This window comes from Methanolacinia paynteri, assembly GCF_000784355.1.
In the GTDB taxonomy this organism is placed as follows: Archaea; Halobacteriota; Methanomicrobia; order Methanomicrobiales; family Methanomicrobiaceae; genus Methanolacinia; species Methanolacinia paynteri.
This window is the reverse complement of record NZ_AXDV01000036.1, coordinates 1-14664: the sequence shown is the minus strand read 5'-3', so window position 1 is coordinate 14664 and position 14664 is coordinate 1. Positions and strand designations below refer to the sequence as shown.

At 48.6% G+C, this 14664-nt stretch carries 16 protein-coding genes; 10 read left to right on the top strand and 6 right to left on the bottom strand.

All coding sequences use genetic code 11. From position 1 onward, the window contains the following. Window positions 1-118: 118 nt before the first annotated feature. From METPAY_RS01475 to METPAY_RS01465, 3 genes are all read right to left on the bottom strand, one after another. Window positions 119-439, bottom strand: coding sequence for a hypothetical protein (locus tag METPAY_RS01475; protein WP_048148499.1), 321 nt, complete (start codon window positions 437-439; stop codon window positions 119-121). 80 nt (window positions 440-519) lie between these two features. Beyond that, entirely contained in the window at window positions 520-1362 is an 843-nt protein-coding gene (locus tag METPAY_RS01470; RefSeq protein WP_048148498.1) for a 4Fe-4S dicluster domain-containing protein, read from the bottom strand. Between the two features lie 68 nt (window positions 1363-1430). Further along, on the bottom strand, window positions 1431-2603 hold the full coding sequence (locus METPAY_RS01465; RefSeq protein ID WP_048148496.1) for a redox-regulated ATPase YchF: 1173 nt from the start codon (window positions 2601-2603) through the stop codon (window positions 1431-1433). Window positions 2604-2725: 122 nt separating this feature from the next. Here METPAY_RS01465 and METPAY_RS01460 point away from each other — a divergent pair, with 122 nt between their 5' ends. Together METPAY_RS01460 and METPAY_RS01455 are read left to right on the top strand one after the other, a co-directional pair. Next, window positions 2726-3316: a pyruvate kinase alpha/beta domain-containing protein gene (locus METPAY_RS01460; protein WP_048148495.1), complete on the top strand. Its 591-nt coding sequence runs from the start codon at window positions 2726-2728 to the stop codon at window positions 3314-3316. A 2-nt stretch (window positions 3317-3318) separates the two neighbouring features. Next, window positions 3319-4185 (top strand): DUF7847 domain-containing protein, encoded by an 867-nt coding sequence (locus METPAY_RS01455; RefSeq protein WP_048148493.1) that lies wholly within the window; start codon window positions 3319-3321, stop codon window positions 4183-4185. Between the two features lie 36 nt (window positions 4186-4221). Here METPAY_RS01455 and METPAY_RS01450 read toward each other — a convergent pair whose 3' ends face one another. Next, window positions 4222-5412, bottom strand: a complete 1191-nt coding sequence (locus METPAY_RS01450) for a TIGR00297 family protein (RefSeq protein WP_048148491.1) — start codon at window positions 5410-5412, stop codon at window positions 4222-4224. A gap of 179 nt (window positions 5413-5591) precedes the next feature. Between METPAY_RS01450 and METPAY_RS01445 the strand changes: the two genes are divergently transcribed. Continuing rightward, on the top strand, window positions 5592-8189 hold the full coding sequence (locus METPAY_RS01445) for a valine--tRNA ligase (protein WP_048148489.1): 2598 nt from the start codon (window positions 5592-5594) through the stop codon (window positions 8187-8189). A gap of 24 nt (window positions 8190-8213) precedes the next feature. Here the strand turns inward: METPAY_RS01445 and tmk are convergent, their stop codons facing one another. Both tmk and METPAY_RS01435 read right to left on the bottom strand, forming a co-directional pair. After that, window positions 8214-8834, bottom strand: coding sequence for a dTMP kinase (tmk, locus tag METPAY_RS01440; protein ID WP_048148487.1), 621 nt, complete (start codon window positions 8832-8834; stop codon window positions 8214-8216). Between the two features lie 4 nt (window positions 8835-8838). Continuing rightward, complete coding sequence (locus METPAY_RS01435; RefSeq protein ID WP_048148485.1) at window positions 8839-9510, bottom strand: HisA/HisF-related TIM barrel protein; 672 nt, start codon at window positions 9508-9510, stop codon at window positions 8839-8841. 170 nt (window positions 9511-9680) lie between these two features. Here METPAY_RS01435 and METPAY_RS01430 point away from each other — a divergent pair, with 170 nt between their 5' ends. Genes METPAY_RS01430 through hisE form a run of 7 tightly spaced genes read left to right on the top strand, consistent with a single transcriptional unit; the run spans window position 9681 to window position 14403 of the window. Next, window positions 9681-10367 (top strand): (5-formylfuran-3-yl)methyl phosphate synthase, encoded by a 687-nt coding sequence (locus METPAY_RS01430; protein WP_048148484.1) that lies wholly within the window; start codon window positions 9681-9683, stop codon window positions 10365-10367. 11 nt (window positions 10368-10378) lie between these two features. Next, complete coding sequence (guaB, locus tag METPAY_RS01425) at window positions 10379-11869, top strand: IMP dehydrogenase (protein WP_048148482.1); 1491 nt, start codon at window positions 10379-10381, stop codon at window positions 11867-11869. 37 nt (window positions 11870-11906) lie between these two features. Continuing rightward, the gene (locus METPAY_RS01420; protein ID WP_048148480.1) at window positions 11907-12536 is read left to right on the top strand and encodes an ArsR/SmtB family transcription factor; all 630 of its coding nucleotides are present in this window, start codon (window positions 11907-11909) and stop codon (window positions 12534-12536) included. Then, window positions 12526-12927, top strand: a complete 402-nt coding sequence (locus METPAY_RS01415; protein WP_048148478.1) for an Hsp20/alpha crystallin family protein — start codon at window positions 12526-12528, stop codon at window positions 12925-12927. Before METPAY_RS01420 ends, METPAY_RS01415 begins: the two co-directional genes overlap by 11 nt. 9 nt (window positions 12928-12936) lie before the next feature. Then, window positions 12937-13614, top strand: coding sequence for an MBL fold metallo-hydrolase (locus METPAY_RS01410; protein WP_048148477.1), 678 nt, complete (start codon window positions 12937-12939; stop codon window positions 13612-13614). Between the two features lie 52 nt (window positions 13615-13666). Then, window positions 13667-14098 carry a NusA-like transcription termination signal-binding factor gene (locus METPAY_RS01405; RefSeq protein ID WP_048148476.1) on the top strand — a complete coding sequence of 144 codons (432 nt, stop codon included), beginning with the start codon at window positions 13667-13669 and terminating at the stop codon, window positions 14096-14098. Window positions 14099-14109: 11 nt separating this feature from the next. Continuing rightward, window positions 14110-14403: a phosphoribosyl-ATP diphosphatase gene (gene hisE, locus METPAY_RS01400; protein WP_013330277.1), complete on the top strand. Its 294-nt coding sequence runs from the start codon at window positions 14110-14112 to the stop codon at window positions 14401-14403. The last annotated feature ends 261 nt before the right edge of the window (window positions 14404-14664 follow it).

Below are 14664 nucleotides of genomic sequence, written 5' to 3'. Positions count from 1 at the left end.
ATCGTGGTCCGGTTCCAGGAATGCCTGAGTTTATGAAATGAAAGGGGGAACGCCCTGTAAGTAAATTTTCTAAAGCCCGGGCTATCGGGTTTCAATGTAGAAAAAAATGTTTATGTAATTATAATGAATCAAGGCTTATCGAGTTGAATGTGTCTGCCATCTCGGAGACCTCTTTGACACCGAATGCGGTCTGGACCGATGTCAGGTCGATCTCCGTTGCGCATGAACAGACATAATCGATAATATCGATTGATAACTCCCTTTTCTGTTTGCTCTTCTTCATTTGCTCGACAAGAACGGCAAACTTTTCGGGCGGCTCCATCCTGAGTTTGGCAAGGCTGACTACACACATGTAAATCCGGGTCAGATTCCTATCCGTACCGGTGATGCAGTCAAAGAAATTCTTTATGACCTGTGCCTGGAAGATCTCTCCGCCCATGGTAAACTAATAATCATCTTGTCGATATAAAATGTTTTTGGCATTTTCGCGAAAAAGGGGTTCTTGTTTGGCGTCTCTGATTATCTTTTGAGATGCTCGTAGAGTTTTTCAAATCCGTACCTTTCAAGCTGGGTGCAGAGACGCTCATGCTCTTTACACTCTGCATCCATGTAATCCAGGATCTTTCCGGTAAATCCGACAATTTCATCCGTCGACAGATCTTTTTCATATCTGATTCCCTCTTTGATCTCCCGTCCGGCTCTTCCGCCGATATATGCCCTGACTCCGGTTTTCTTTGAGATAATATTTCCCTTTTTGCATGCTCTTATACAGTCGCCGCAGGAGATGCAGAGCGAGTAGTCGATCGATATCTTTAGTTGCGATTCGTCACAGGATATTGCATTCTCTTTGCATGTCCAGATGCACAGATTGCAGCCGTCGCATGTCTGATCGGCAATTGTTTCGGGTGTGTTAAACCCGATAAAGCCGAGATCATTGAGCTGCGCCCTGCCGCAGTTGTTAGGGCATCCTGAGATTGCTGCCTTGAACTTGACCGGGAGTTCTCTGCCGCCGAAGTTCTCTTCAATCCGGAGGGCTGCGGCCCTGGTGTCCAGATTTCCGTGCGGGCAGAAGACTCCTTTGCATGCAAAGACTGCCCTGACCGATGCACCTGTTCCGCCGATAACAAGACCTGCCTCTTCAAGATCCGCGACGGCGTCTTTGACCTTGTCGAAAGGAACATAGGGGATCTCGACGTTCAGGCGTGAAGTAAAGCATACGATCCCTGATCCGTATTTCTTCGCCGCAATGGAGATCGTGTCCATCTCTTCCGCGTCCAGAAACCCCGAAGGCGCTCTTATTCGTATTGTCCGGTATTTCTTATTATTTTCCTTCAGAATGCCCGGGGTTTTGGTCTTATTCATCTGAAAAATCTATGTGGCTGAGTTTATAATATTTCACCTGTGCAGGCAACATTCAAAAAAAGTTTTGATTATTTTTTTGTTGATACGATCTTTATTATGTCGCCGTCCTTCAGTTCGTGATTTTCCTTGATCCTCATCTTCGTTCTGGCGTCGACGGCATAAAGGAATCCCTCTCCTATATCGGTGTGGACCTGGAAGGCCATCTCGTGAGGAGTCGAACCTCTCTTCATCAGGAATGCATCTGGAAGAACCCTGCCCTGACCGTCGCAGAACTTGTTCTCGTCTTCAACCGGGAACACGACGATCAGGTCGAGCAGCTCGAACACGGCCTTGTTTATTGCCTCCTGTACTCCGGTTCCGTTGAATTTTTTCATGATCCCGCGGATCGCCTCAAGGCCTGCCTTCTGTGCATCGCTCAGTTTTTCCGGGTTGTTTATCGTGAAATCCTTGTCTCCCGGGAGGTATTCGATAAATTTGCCTTCCGCAGCCTTTCTTAGGGCTAGTTCGCTTGCTGCGCTTGCAAAGGAGATGTCTTCGTTTTGTAGACTTTCAACGATATCCGGCGGCGCGAGATCAATCTTGTTCCCGATTACAAGGAACGGTTTGGAAGAGCTGATAAGCTCACCACAGAATGCGACGAGTTCTTCCTCCGTGCATTTTTTGAGATCGACGCCGCTCTCCCTTTCGGCCGAGACTACGTCTTCATAAGTTACCGCAAGTCCTGCGAGCTGTTCGGTTATCGCGTCTTCGATTGAGAACGTCTTCTGCTGGGCGGAGCGCTGGATTTTTTGCCAGTTCTTCTCCAAAAGTCCTGCGACCCACATCTTCATCTCGGTCTCGACAAAGCCGATGTCGATCATAGGGTCGTGTGTTCCCGTTCCGACCGGGTTCCCTTCTTCATCCGTTCCCCCCGAAGCGTCGATTATATGAAGTATCGCATCGGCTTCCCTGAGATTGTCCAGGAATTTGTTCCCAAGACCCTTGCCCTTATGAGCGTCGGGAACAAGTCCGGCAACATCTATCAGGCCGATCTGTATGAACCTCACGCCGTCGTTGCATGCCTGGCAGTTCTCAATTCCAAGCTCTTTGCACGGGCATTCGATCCTGGCGTATGCGACACCGTGGTTGGCATCGATAGTTGTGAACGGATAATTGGCAATCTCTGCCGGGGCAAGCGTGCTTGCTGTAAAAAATGTTGATTTTCCGCAGTTAGGTTTTCCTGCGATTGCAAGGCGGACCATGGTAATTCTCCTGAATAGATTGAGGACTCCTGATGAATAAATATCTTGTTTGCAATCGATCCTTCTTACGGGGCCCGGCTGTGCAAAAATAAATTATTTCATAAGTTGAAATATATCCGAATATGAGTTATTCAGCCAAAACAACCTACTATTTCAACAATCCTGGTCCGGAAAACACCCGGGACAGTGCCGCCTTTGCAGTTGAGCGGGCAAAGGAGCTCGGATTGGATAAAATAGTCGTCGCGAGTTCGGGGGGAATGACGGCCGAAATATTTTATGAAGCCATAAAGAATACCGGAATTCAGCTGATCGTAGTGACGCATGTTGTCGGGTTCAGTAAACCCGGCGTCTGGGAATTCCCGGCAGACAAAGCGGCTGATCTCGAATCGAAAGGAGTCAGGATAATAAAAGGAACCCATGCGCTCTCAGGTCTTGAGCGTGCGATCTCAAGATCGCAGAAACTCGGGGGCTCTTCAAGGACAGAGGCAATTGCCGAAGCACTCCGGAGAACTGTTGCAGTCGGCCTCAAGGTCGCCGTCGAATGCACCCTTATAGCTGCGGATCAGGGGGAAATCCCGGTCGATTCCGAGATTATCGCTGTCGGAGGAACTGCAACCGGTGCAGATACCGTGTGTGTGATCAAACCGGCCCATACTGCAGATTACTTCTCGCTCCAGGTTCGTGAGATTGTGGCGATGCCGAGGAACCGCTGACCATGGGAATGAAATCCCTGAGAACAGGCCTGCTTCTGCTCAGGAATCCGTGTTTGTGGATTGCGCCGCTCATATGCGCTATATTCGGATACTTGCAGATATCTTCTGCATTCGGTGAATCAGGTGCTTTCCTGAGCGAAAAAATAGGATTCATATGGCTCCTTGCAATCCCTTTCTTTCTTGCAGCTACATACGGCTGTGTGAAAAATGACGACTATTCGATCCGCTCCTACCTTAAGACGGGAGTTTCGGGTTATTTCAGGGTTCTGATCCCCGGAGTTCTGCTGTTTCTGGTTGCAGTTATTCTAATCGTTTTAGCCTTCGTTCCCCTGATGTCAGGCGGAGGGGAGTTGCTCCCGTTTATCATAATAGTCGTAATGTTCGTACCCTTCGTCCTTCTTACGTTCTTCTATGATACCGCCGCGATATTCGAGGATAAGAAGGTCTTCGAATCAATAAAGAGGAGCCTGGAACTGAACGGGATTAAAACGACTGAGGTAATTTCTTTTTATGCCGTCGCCCTCCTTCTCCTGATAATAATCGGGTTCGGCCTTATGATCCTCTGGTCCGGTCTGCTGACCGATCAGCTCATGCCGCTTGTGGATATGACGGAGACCGAGCTCAACCAGATTGCAACTGACCCTGAGGCTTTCATGGGAATTATCGGCGATTACGGAATTCTCGTGACGTCACTCATCTATGCTTTCGGAATATTTATCTCGGTTCTTGTACTGCTTCCATATAAGGCTGCATTTTACAGGGATGTCCTTCTCAACGCCGTTCCTGTTGAGATCGGCAGAGCAGACGGTGTAGAAGGCGTAGGAATGGGTGAATTCGACGAAAAGGGGAGATGGTACAAATATTCCTGATCTCCAGTTTTTTATTTTAATTACTATTTTGATTACTTAATGAAGAAGAAGCATCGCGGCGACTCCGCCGGCGATGGTACAGAACATATTGGTTCCTGAATTTCCTATGATCTTTTTCCTCTCAAGTGTGGCACCCACAAGGCTGTCGACATTTGTTCCTACAAACCCTGCGATCACCGCAACCGGAATGATCTCCGGCGGGCCGATCCCGAGGGCGAAGGCGACTATTCCGATTATTAATGCGGCAAGTATTGCAAGGAGTTCACCCATAATCGTGACTCCTCCGTCCGTTCCTTTGGGCACGGGCTGAAGGGTAGTAATCAGGAACGGCTGTTTCCCGAGCATCCCCAGTTCGCTTGCGGTTGTGTCGGCTGTCGCAGCTGCGATGCTTCCCACATATAATGCAAGGAATGCCAGATCCCCGTATATCCCATAGAGTACGGCCCCGCAGAGGGCCACAAGTCCGTTCGCGAAAACGTTTGTAAATCCCCTGACTCCTCCACGCGATTCGGCAACTCCTTCGCGTTTCTTGATCTCGTATTTGTACTTCGTGAATGCCGTACCGAGAATGAAGAAGGACAGCATAAGTAAAAACCAGGTCACGTTGGAAAAGACAATGATCAAAAGACCCATCAGTGCCCCGCTGAAAAGGCCCGACCTGTCCGCCGCCTTCATCCTGTATGCTGTAAGACCGAATGCAAAGGATATGATCAGTGCGAGGATGAGGCTGGTAATCTCCACGGAAAAACTGATGTCTTCGAAGAGATACATCGTCATAGCCGTCCCGAAGCATTCTATCATCAGCGCATCCTCCCTCTTTTTAAGAGCCGATTTAAGGAGCAGGGCGACAATGACACCGGTAATAGGGACCAGAATGTTCCCATAGCCAAGGTAAAAATAAACGCCGAGGGCGGCGATCATCGAGACGATGATGTTGGCGAGGTATTTCAGTTCGATCTTTTCGACCAGCCTGAACACCGCTTCCCCGAGAATTACGATTACAAGAGTTCCGAGGAATACCATCAGGGATACTAGTCCCAGACCGTAGAACAATGCGACAACGCTAATCCCTATTGCAGGGTAGTGGGTATTCTTCATCAGGTAAAAAATGCCGCTGACAAGGATCGCAATTAATGCAAGCAGCCACGGAGGCTGGATAAAAGGGGCTATCAGGACTCCTGCTATACAGAGTACTGCCGCAATTATCATATCAGGGCGTGATGTCATTCTGTTATAAATTATATGAAATAATGATGTTAAAGTAATCCCTTCACTATTTTTTAAATGCCCCCCGTGCGATCTTATTTATTTCCGGGTGAATGCCGACCGTGTTTTACCGTTTCCCTGAATGCTTTCACCAGAATTTATGGCAGAATATATGATGCTATAAAACCAATTTTTAGGAAATGTCTGCACCAAAGGAGATACCTAAAAATTACGAACCCGCCGAGGTAGAGGAGCGCTGGCTCAAAACATGGAAGAAGGAGTCGTATTATTTCGACCCCGAGTCCAAAAAACCGCAGTTCATAATCGACACACCGCCTCCCTACCCCACCGGAAATTTCCATATCGGAAATGCGTTTAACTGGTGCTATATAGACTTCATCGCCAGATACAAGAGAATGAGGGGCTACAATGTCATGTTTCCCCAGGGCTGGGATTGCCACGGCCTCCCGACCGAGGTCAAGGTCGAGGAGTTAAATGGGATCACCAAAAACGATGTCCCGCGCCAGCAGTTCCGCGAGATGTGCAGGGAGCTGACACTCAAAAATATCGAAAAGATGCGCCAGACGATGATCAGGTGCGGATTTTCCAACGACTGGAGCAACGAATACATCACGATGCTTCCTAAGTACTACAGGAAGACCCAGCTCTCTTTCCTCAGGATGTATCAAAAGGGAGACATATACCAAAGCGAGCATCCAGTCAACTTCTGCACCCGCTGCGAGACCGCGATTGCATTCGCAGAGGTCTCCTACGAGGACAGGAAGACGAAGCTCAACTTTTTCGACTTCGACGGTGTCGAGATCGCGACGACAAGGCCCGAGCTCCTTGCAGCCTGTGTCGCTGTGGCAGTCCACCCTGATGACAAGAGATATGATGCCATCCGGGGAAAGGCGCTCAAAGTCCCGATATTCGGCCATGACGTGAAGGTAATCTCCGATGAGGCAGTAGATCCGAAATTCGGAAGCGGCGCCGTCATGATCTGTACGTTCGGTGACAAGCAGGATGTCCACTGGTGGAAGCAGCACAACCTCGATCTGAGAAAGGCGATAGATCTCAGCGGAAAGATGACCGCGGTTGCAGGCAAATACGAGGGAATGTCTTCGGGAGAGTGCAGGGAGGCAATCCTTTCGTATATGGAATCGCTCGGTATCCTGAAGCGGCAGGAGGATCTCGAACAGAGGGTAGGGACATGCTGGAGATGCAAGACGCCGATCGAGATACTCTCAGAGAAGCAGTGGTTCGTCAAGGTGCACAACGAGGAGATCCTCGAAGCAGCAAACCAGATCAGCTGGACGCCCGAGCACATGAAGATGCGCCTTGAGAACTGGGCGTCGCAGATGGAATGGGACTGGTGCATATCGAGGCAGAGAATATTTGCAACGCCCATCCCTGTCTGGTTCTGCAGCAAATGTGGAGAAGTAATTCTGCCTGACGAAGAGGATCTTCCGATCGACCCGACCGTAGACAAGCCGAAGAGACCGTGCCCGAAGTGCGGTTCGATCGATTTTCACTGTGAAGAGGATGTCCTGGACACATGGATGGACTCATCCATATCAGTCCTCAACATCACGGGCTGGGACGGCTCCGGGGTGCCCGAACGTTTCCCTGCACAGATCCGCCCGCAGGGTCATGACATCATAAGGACATGGGCATTTTACACGATCCTCCGTTCGGTTGCGCTGACCGGCAGCCACCCGTGGGAGAATATTCTTGTAAACGGCATGGTTCTCGGTGACGACGGTTTCAAGATGTCCAAGAGCCGCAACAATATCATCGCGCCCGAGGAGATCCTTGTCAAATACGGTGCGGATCCGTTCCGCCAGTGGAGTGCGGCAGGGGCGTCGACCGGACAGGATATCGTATTCAACTGGAACGACGTAATCGCGGCATCAAGATTCCAGACAAAGATGTGGAACATCAACCGCTTCGTCCTGATGCATCTTGAAAAGGGATATCCCGAGGACAATGAGGCGACATATCTCGTAGACCGCTGGATGATGCACAGGCTCTCCGAATCGATCGATGAGGTGACAGCGGCGATGGAAGGCTTCCAGTTCGACCAGGCGATCCGTGCCATCAGGGAATTCGCACGTGACGTCTTTGCAGACAACTACATCGAACTCGTAAAGGGCAGGCTATACGGCAGTGAAGAAGGAAGAGGCAGTGCACTTTATGTCCTGAGGACATGCCTCGATGCGCTTTGCAGGATGCTTGCACCTATGACTCCCTTCTTTGCTGAGGAATGCTACTCATACCTGACCGGCGGCAAAGAGAGTGTGCACGCACAGCAATGGGTCCAGTCCGGGTTTAAGGACGACGAAGCAAAGGCAGAAGGAGACCTTGTCATAAAGATAGTCTCCGAAATAAGGAGATACAAGCATGACGAGGGTCTTGCGCTCAACGCCCCGCTGGGCCATGTTGCCGTATATACGCCCCTGGAGATTGACGATGGCGGAGATGCGTCGGCAACCCTCAATGCAAATGTAGAGTGGAGATCTGACAAGCCCGATCTTCAGAAGATCGTATCTGATGTATCGTTTAACATGGGGCTTATCGGCCCGAACCTGAGGAACAAGGCCAAAGGATACATGGATGCTGTCAGGTCGCTCTCTGACGAACAGAAGGTAACTCCACCCGGCTCGGTTACGGTCGACGGCGAGGAGATCGCAGTAATACCCGGTTCGTTCGAACCAGTCTTCGCTTACAGGGTTGCAGGCGAGGAAGTCGACGTTCTCCAGCCGTCCGAAGACGTCATAATAACAGTGCAGAAAGAATAAGAAATGAAAAAATATAAAAATTTTTTATCTCTTTTTTGATTTGTTCTTTGATTCAGCCTTTTTCCTGATCTCGCCAGCGACGAATTCCGCAATCTCATCCGGGTCGAGGGATGCATCGACGAGGACGAACCTTTTAGGATCTTCCTCGGCAAGTACCAGGTAGTTGTTCTTTACCTCTTCAAGCGTGCTCACGCATTCGAAATGCTCCTGGTGGGTTCGGTTTTCGTTCAGCCTTTCAACCGCATCCGCAACAGGGATTACGAGCAGGAAGGTAAGGTCCGGGACTACCGTCCATCCTTCGTGAATGCTCTTCATCCACCTCATCGGGTCTGGAAGGATTTCCTTCAGTGTCGAGGCCTGGTACGCATAGCGCGAATCGGAGTAACGATCCGATATTATGATCTTTCCGTTCGCAAGATTGGGCCTGATCACAGTTTCAAGATGGGCGGCATGGTCTGCAGTAAATAAAAGGGCCTCTGCAACCGGATCGATTCCCTCGGCGATACCTCTCCTGACCGCTTCGCCGATCCATGTCGATCCCGGCTCCCTGGTGAAGACAGGATCGAGATCTGACAGCAGGCCTTTCAGGTTTTCTACAAGAGTGGATTTTCCGGTCCCGTCTATTCCTTCGATCGTTATCAGCATAGTTCTATAGCTCCCCTCTTTGTACGATCTCAAGCGGGATATTCCCTTTATGGACCGCGGTTGCGATAATGACCCCGTCGAAGCCGGCGTCCCTGAGCCTGTAGAGATCGTCCATACCTGTCACTCCTCCGCCGTAGAAAAGCTCCGAATCGCAGGCATCTCTCAGGGCTTCGATGTCGAGTCCGCCCATGCTGTCCTCAGCACCGACACTTGAGAGGTTTAAGATGTTGCAGGCTTCAAAACCGAAACCGGAGTTATCTTTCAGAATTTCGGACGGATCTTTTCCGTCTGGGAGGGCTTTTCCGTCTTTTACTACAATGCTGAAAAGATCGAAACTGCCGTAGCCCGAAGTATCCCCCCTGTATGTTTCAGTGCTCAGGACGTTTTTGATCCCCGGCTCCTTTAATGCATCTTCAGGACCGCGTGCGCCCCTGTTGACGTAAATGGTTTCAGCCTCTTTTTTGCATGAAAAAATTGCCTGGTCGTTGTTTCCCTTTCCCTCGATCCTATTGAGATCAGCGAGATATGGGTATTTGATTCGCATTTCGCGGATGTATTCATGCGGAACTACTGTATGGGCGAGCCCCCAGTCCAGCGGTTTATATTGGTATCTTTTTCCTTTGTACCCGTGAACCACAACGCCGTCCAGTATATCCATTGCAAACAGAATTTTCATATTATTCCCTTTATTAACTTTTTAGTAACTGATCTCGACTTCAGGAGTCTTTAATTTCTGGTTTTCCGCCCGGTTATAAGGTGTTTTTATTCACGTCCTGTAGCCGTCTGTTCCGGGCCCGTACTGGTTCATATAAAAATCACTAATTATATTGAATTATAAAATATTGTATGGATTTATTGGTCAGTCCGAGTAGCGTAGAGGAAGCGAAACTTTCTCTTGCTGCAGATATTATTGACGTAAAAAAGCCCTCCGAGGGTTCATTGGGTGCAAATTTTCCCTGGGTAATTTCAGCAATCAAAGATCTAACGAACAAACCAGTCAGCGCGGCTATAGGAGATTATGAATATCGTCCCGGCGGAGCGGCCCAGGGTGCATTCGGTGCAGCGAGCGCGGGAGCGGATTATATAAAAATCGGCCTTATGCTGAAGAGCGAATCTGAGGCTTTCGAGATGATTGAAAGCGTCAATAAGGCCGTAAAATGGAAATATCCTGAAAAAACTGTTGTTATCGCGGCATATGCCGATTTTGAGAGAATCGATACTATATCTCCAATGGATATAACGAAACTTGTCGCAAAAGCCGGCGCCGATGTTGCAATGATCGATACAGCTGTTAAAGACGGAAAAAGACTTTTTGACTTCCTGGACGAAAAGACACTTACAGAATTCACAGAGGCCAACAGAAAGCTTGGGCTGAAAACCGCCCTTGCAGGCTCACTGAAATTCGAGGATCTGGATGTTTTGAAGAGAATCAATCCGGAGATCATAGGTGTCAGAGGTATGGTATGCGGCGGAGACCGAAGCGCAGTCATACGTGAGGAATTAGTGCAGAAGGCCATAGAAATGGTAAGGTGAAATGAGGTAATATGTACCTGAAAAAACTGGATATTGAAACAGGATTTACATTCGATGATGTTCTGCTTGTGCCTGCAGCTTCAGGTGTAGAACCAAGCGAGACAGAGCCCGCTTCGAAATTCTCAAGAAACATAAAATTAACAATCCCCTTTGTATCCTCGGCGATGGATACGGTTACCGAGTCGGGAATGGCAATCGCTCTCGCCAGAGCCGGGTGCCTCGGTGTCCTTCACAGGAATATGACCGCCGAGGATGAGGTCGAGCAGGTGACCCTCGTCAAACAGGCGGACGATATAATCGAGCGCGAGGTTTTGACTGTCAATTCACAGGCGACAGTTTCCGATGCGGCCCGTATGATGCAGAACTACAGCATCAGCGGGGTTCCTGTAATGGAGGGTGACGAGATAATAGGCATAGTCAGCAGGCGCGATCTCAGGTGGATTGCATCCAAAAAGGGCGATCAGAATATCCGGACTGTTATGACTACAGACCCCATAACAGTGAATGAAGACGTCAAGCTCGAGGATGCACTTGAGGTTATGTACAACAACAAGGTCGAGCGCCTTCCTGTCGTAAGCGAGGGGACCAAAACGCTGATCGGCATTATCACGATGCAGGATCTCCTCGAAAAGAACCAGTACCCTGCCGCGAATCGCGACAAGGACGGAAGGTTAAGAGTGGCCGCAGCGGTAGGTCCGTTCGACTTCAAAAGAGCGGTCATGCTTGATGAGGCGGGCGCCGATGCAATTGTTGCAGACTGTGCGCACGGCCATAACCTGAATGTAGTAAAATCCGTGAAAGAGATGAAGGAGTCTGTCAGCGCGGATGTAGTTGCAGGAAATATCGCTACAGGTGCTGCGGCAGAGGAGTTCGGCGGTTCGGTCGACGGTCTCAAGGTAGGAATCGGGCCCGGTTCGATCTGTACGACACGCGTGGTCGCCGGTGTGGGTGTACCTCAGGTTACGGCGATTGCATCAGTAGCCGAGGTTGCCTCACAATACGATGTTCCTATTATCGCAGACGGGGGTATACGTTACAGCGGTGATATCGCAAAGGCGATCGCCGCAGGTGCCGACTGTGTAATGCTCGGCAGCCTTCTTGCAGGGACAGATGAGGCTCCCGGAAGGGTCATTGCAATCAAGGGACGCCGTTACAAACAATACCGCGGGATGGGTTCGCTTGGCGTCATGGAGAGTGGCCAGTCCAGCGATCGATATTTCCAAAAGAAAGATCCGGATATGCCGAGAGGAATAGGGCAGACCAAGTTCGTTCCCGAGGGTATTGAGGGCGCAACGCCATATGTCGGGTCGGTGGAATCTGTCATATACCAGCTTACAGGCGGTCTTAAGTCGGCAATGGGCTATACGGGTTCACCTGATATCTCCGCGCTGAAAGCAAACGGGAAATTCATCAAGATAACAGCGGCAGGCCAGATAGAGAGCCATCCTCATGATATTTTAATTACGGATGAGGCTCCGAATTACCGGCTGAAAGATAACTAAATTTATATATTATTTTTTACTAACTTTAGGTAAAGGTATGTTGGAAGGCGACGATATCTCCCGCCTCCTGGATATTCTTGGGAACAGGAACAGAAGGAGAATAATACAGCTTCTAAGGCAGAAGCCATGTTTTGTTACTGAAATCTCCGACAGGCTGATGATAAGCCCCAAGGCGGTTATCGAGCATCTTCAGCTGATGGAGAGGGAGCAGATACTTCTGTCGAAAAACGACCGGTCGAGAAGGAAGTATTACTATCTCTCAAGGGATTTTAAAGTGGTAATAGATCTGGAAAATATTCCTGCCGCGCTTTTGCCCGAAGAGATAGCTGTAATAGATAAGAAGAACGAATTCTTCAGCCTTCTCGCGGCGACCAATAAACTCCTTGAATCCCGTGACAATATCCTGTCTGATCTCGAGTACATCGAGAGGGATATTGACAGAAAAATAAGTGATTTAAAAGTTACCGGCAAAGACATATTAGCGAGTGAGACAGAGTTCAATTTAGTACTTGCATTGTCAAGTTGCGAGATGACTCTTGGTGATCTCGAAGAATTCTCCGGAATCGACCTGACAGAACTTTCAGGGGTTCTTGACGGTCTTGCGGCGAAAGGTATCGTGAAGAGAACAGGTGAATATTACAAAGTGTGTGATATCTATGCCGAATGAACCTAATGACGATCTATTCAAGAATTTTGCCAAAGTAATGGAGGATATTCTCAGCAACCTGTCGCTGGACGAGAATACCAGATTCGTAGGCTGCACTATCATTACCGGTCAGGGCGGTGAACCGCGCTTCATTCCTCTCGACGAGTTCGAGGCCGAGATGCCGGATGATATCGACTATGAGATGATCGAATCCCCTGACAGGATCTACATTACGGCAGAGATTTCCCCGGAGACCGAGGCTATCCCTGATATAGACATACAGCCGGATACCGTTAAAATATCAATAGACGGAAAAGAAGCGGTTATAGAACTCCCGTGCCTTATACACGCGGGCCAGAGCTTTTCAAATATCAAAAACGGTGTTATTGATATAATATGTGAAAAACTCTAACTATTTTTTATGTATACGATATTTGAAATATACAATAACATTCCCTATAATCCTGAACTAAATGTCGATTTTGGGTATTCATGTTTCGTTAAAGAGCCCGGAATTTTGTTTGATGCTGGTGCTAAAGGGGATGTTCTTCTCTGCAACCTAGAGCGTCTTGGCATATCTCTGGACCGGATCAGATCTCTTGTTCTGTCTCACGATCACTGGGACCACAATGGTGGCATTAAGGCCGTTCTTGATGAGAATCCTGAAATCACATGCTATTGTCCTAAAGGTACCTCTGCCGAGACTATATCGGCGCTTGAAAGGGGAGCCGGATGCGTTGTGACCGAAGGCTGGCATGAAATATCGCCCGGGATATTTCTGACCGGTCCGATTGAGAGTGTCTTTTCGGGCACCAGCATATACGAGCAATCGCTGGTTCTTGATTCGGGGAAAGGTCTTTTCCTGATAACGGGGTGTTCCCATCCGCACATATCCCGTATACTTGATTGCGTTAGGGAAAGGGGTCCGGTAACCGGAGTCATCGGAGGATTTCATGATGTCGACGAGGCTGATATCCGGTCGCTTGAAGGGCTGGATTACATATCTCCTTCGCATTGTACAACAGCGATTGAAGCTATTGCCGGAGAGTTCGGGGATAAATTTATTCGAAGCGGGGCAGGTTTTATTCACAGAATCTGACTATGCCAACTGATTTAATCAAGGAATTATTAACATATAAACCGGTTTTTTAATGCAGCGGGTTATCGGTTTCAAAGAAAGGCGATATATAGAAGAGTTAAGGATTTTAACAAGATCCACTGCACTCGACTGCGTTATTGATGATTCCTTTGACAGGGTAATATACATCATAAAAAAAGGGGATATGGGATTTGCCATAGGCAGAAACGGTGAAAACATAAAAAAACTGCACCGTATCCTCGGCAAAAGGGTCGAGATGGTTGAAGAAAGCGACAATCTGGAAGAGTTTTTAAAAAACGTCTTCAGGCCCGCTGTTATATCCGGAACAGGCAGGGATGACGAATCAGGAAAAATCCTTGTTTATGTCGACAACAAAACTGATCTCGGTAAGGCTATCGGAAAAGGCGGGTGCAATATCGAGAAAGCAAGACTGCTTGTGATCAGGTATTTTGGCGATGAAGTCGGAGATATCATATTGAATTGATGAGGTGTATGATGAGTTCTTCTGAAGTTATTGATGAATTGTGGTCCGTAATCTGTGATCGTGCCGAGAACCCTCCCGAAAAAAGCTATGTCGTTGATATACTGAATCACAGGAAAGGCATCGACAAGTCGCTGGAGAAGGTAGGTGAGGAGGCTACAGAGTTCATTATTGCAGTGAAAAACAGCGATTACAATGCTAAGGTGGGCGAGGCGGCGGACCTGATCTTCCATACGCTTCTTGCGCTGCGTGCTGCGGATGTCGATCTGTCTGATGTAATGTCGGAGCTTGAAAACCGCCGCAGGTGATCCTTTCCTCCTCCCTCTTGTGATCTGTCAGATTGCGCGTTCACCACGTTTCAACCAATATTTTCCTATTTTTCTGAATTTTTTGTGTTTGTGATCCCTGAATTTCAGCATTTTTTCGATCTGAAACAAGCACCTTTATATGTTGCAACTGATAACATTGTAAGGCTGAAGTGGTGTGTAAGAAAAGGGCTCTGAGAGCTCTTTTCGAGAAACGCGACCACTAGATAGCTTTAACGGATAACAGAGTATCGAACAAAAATG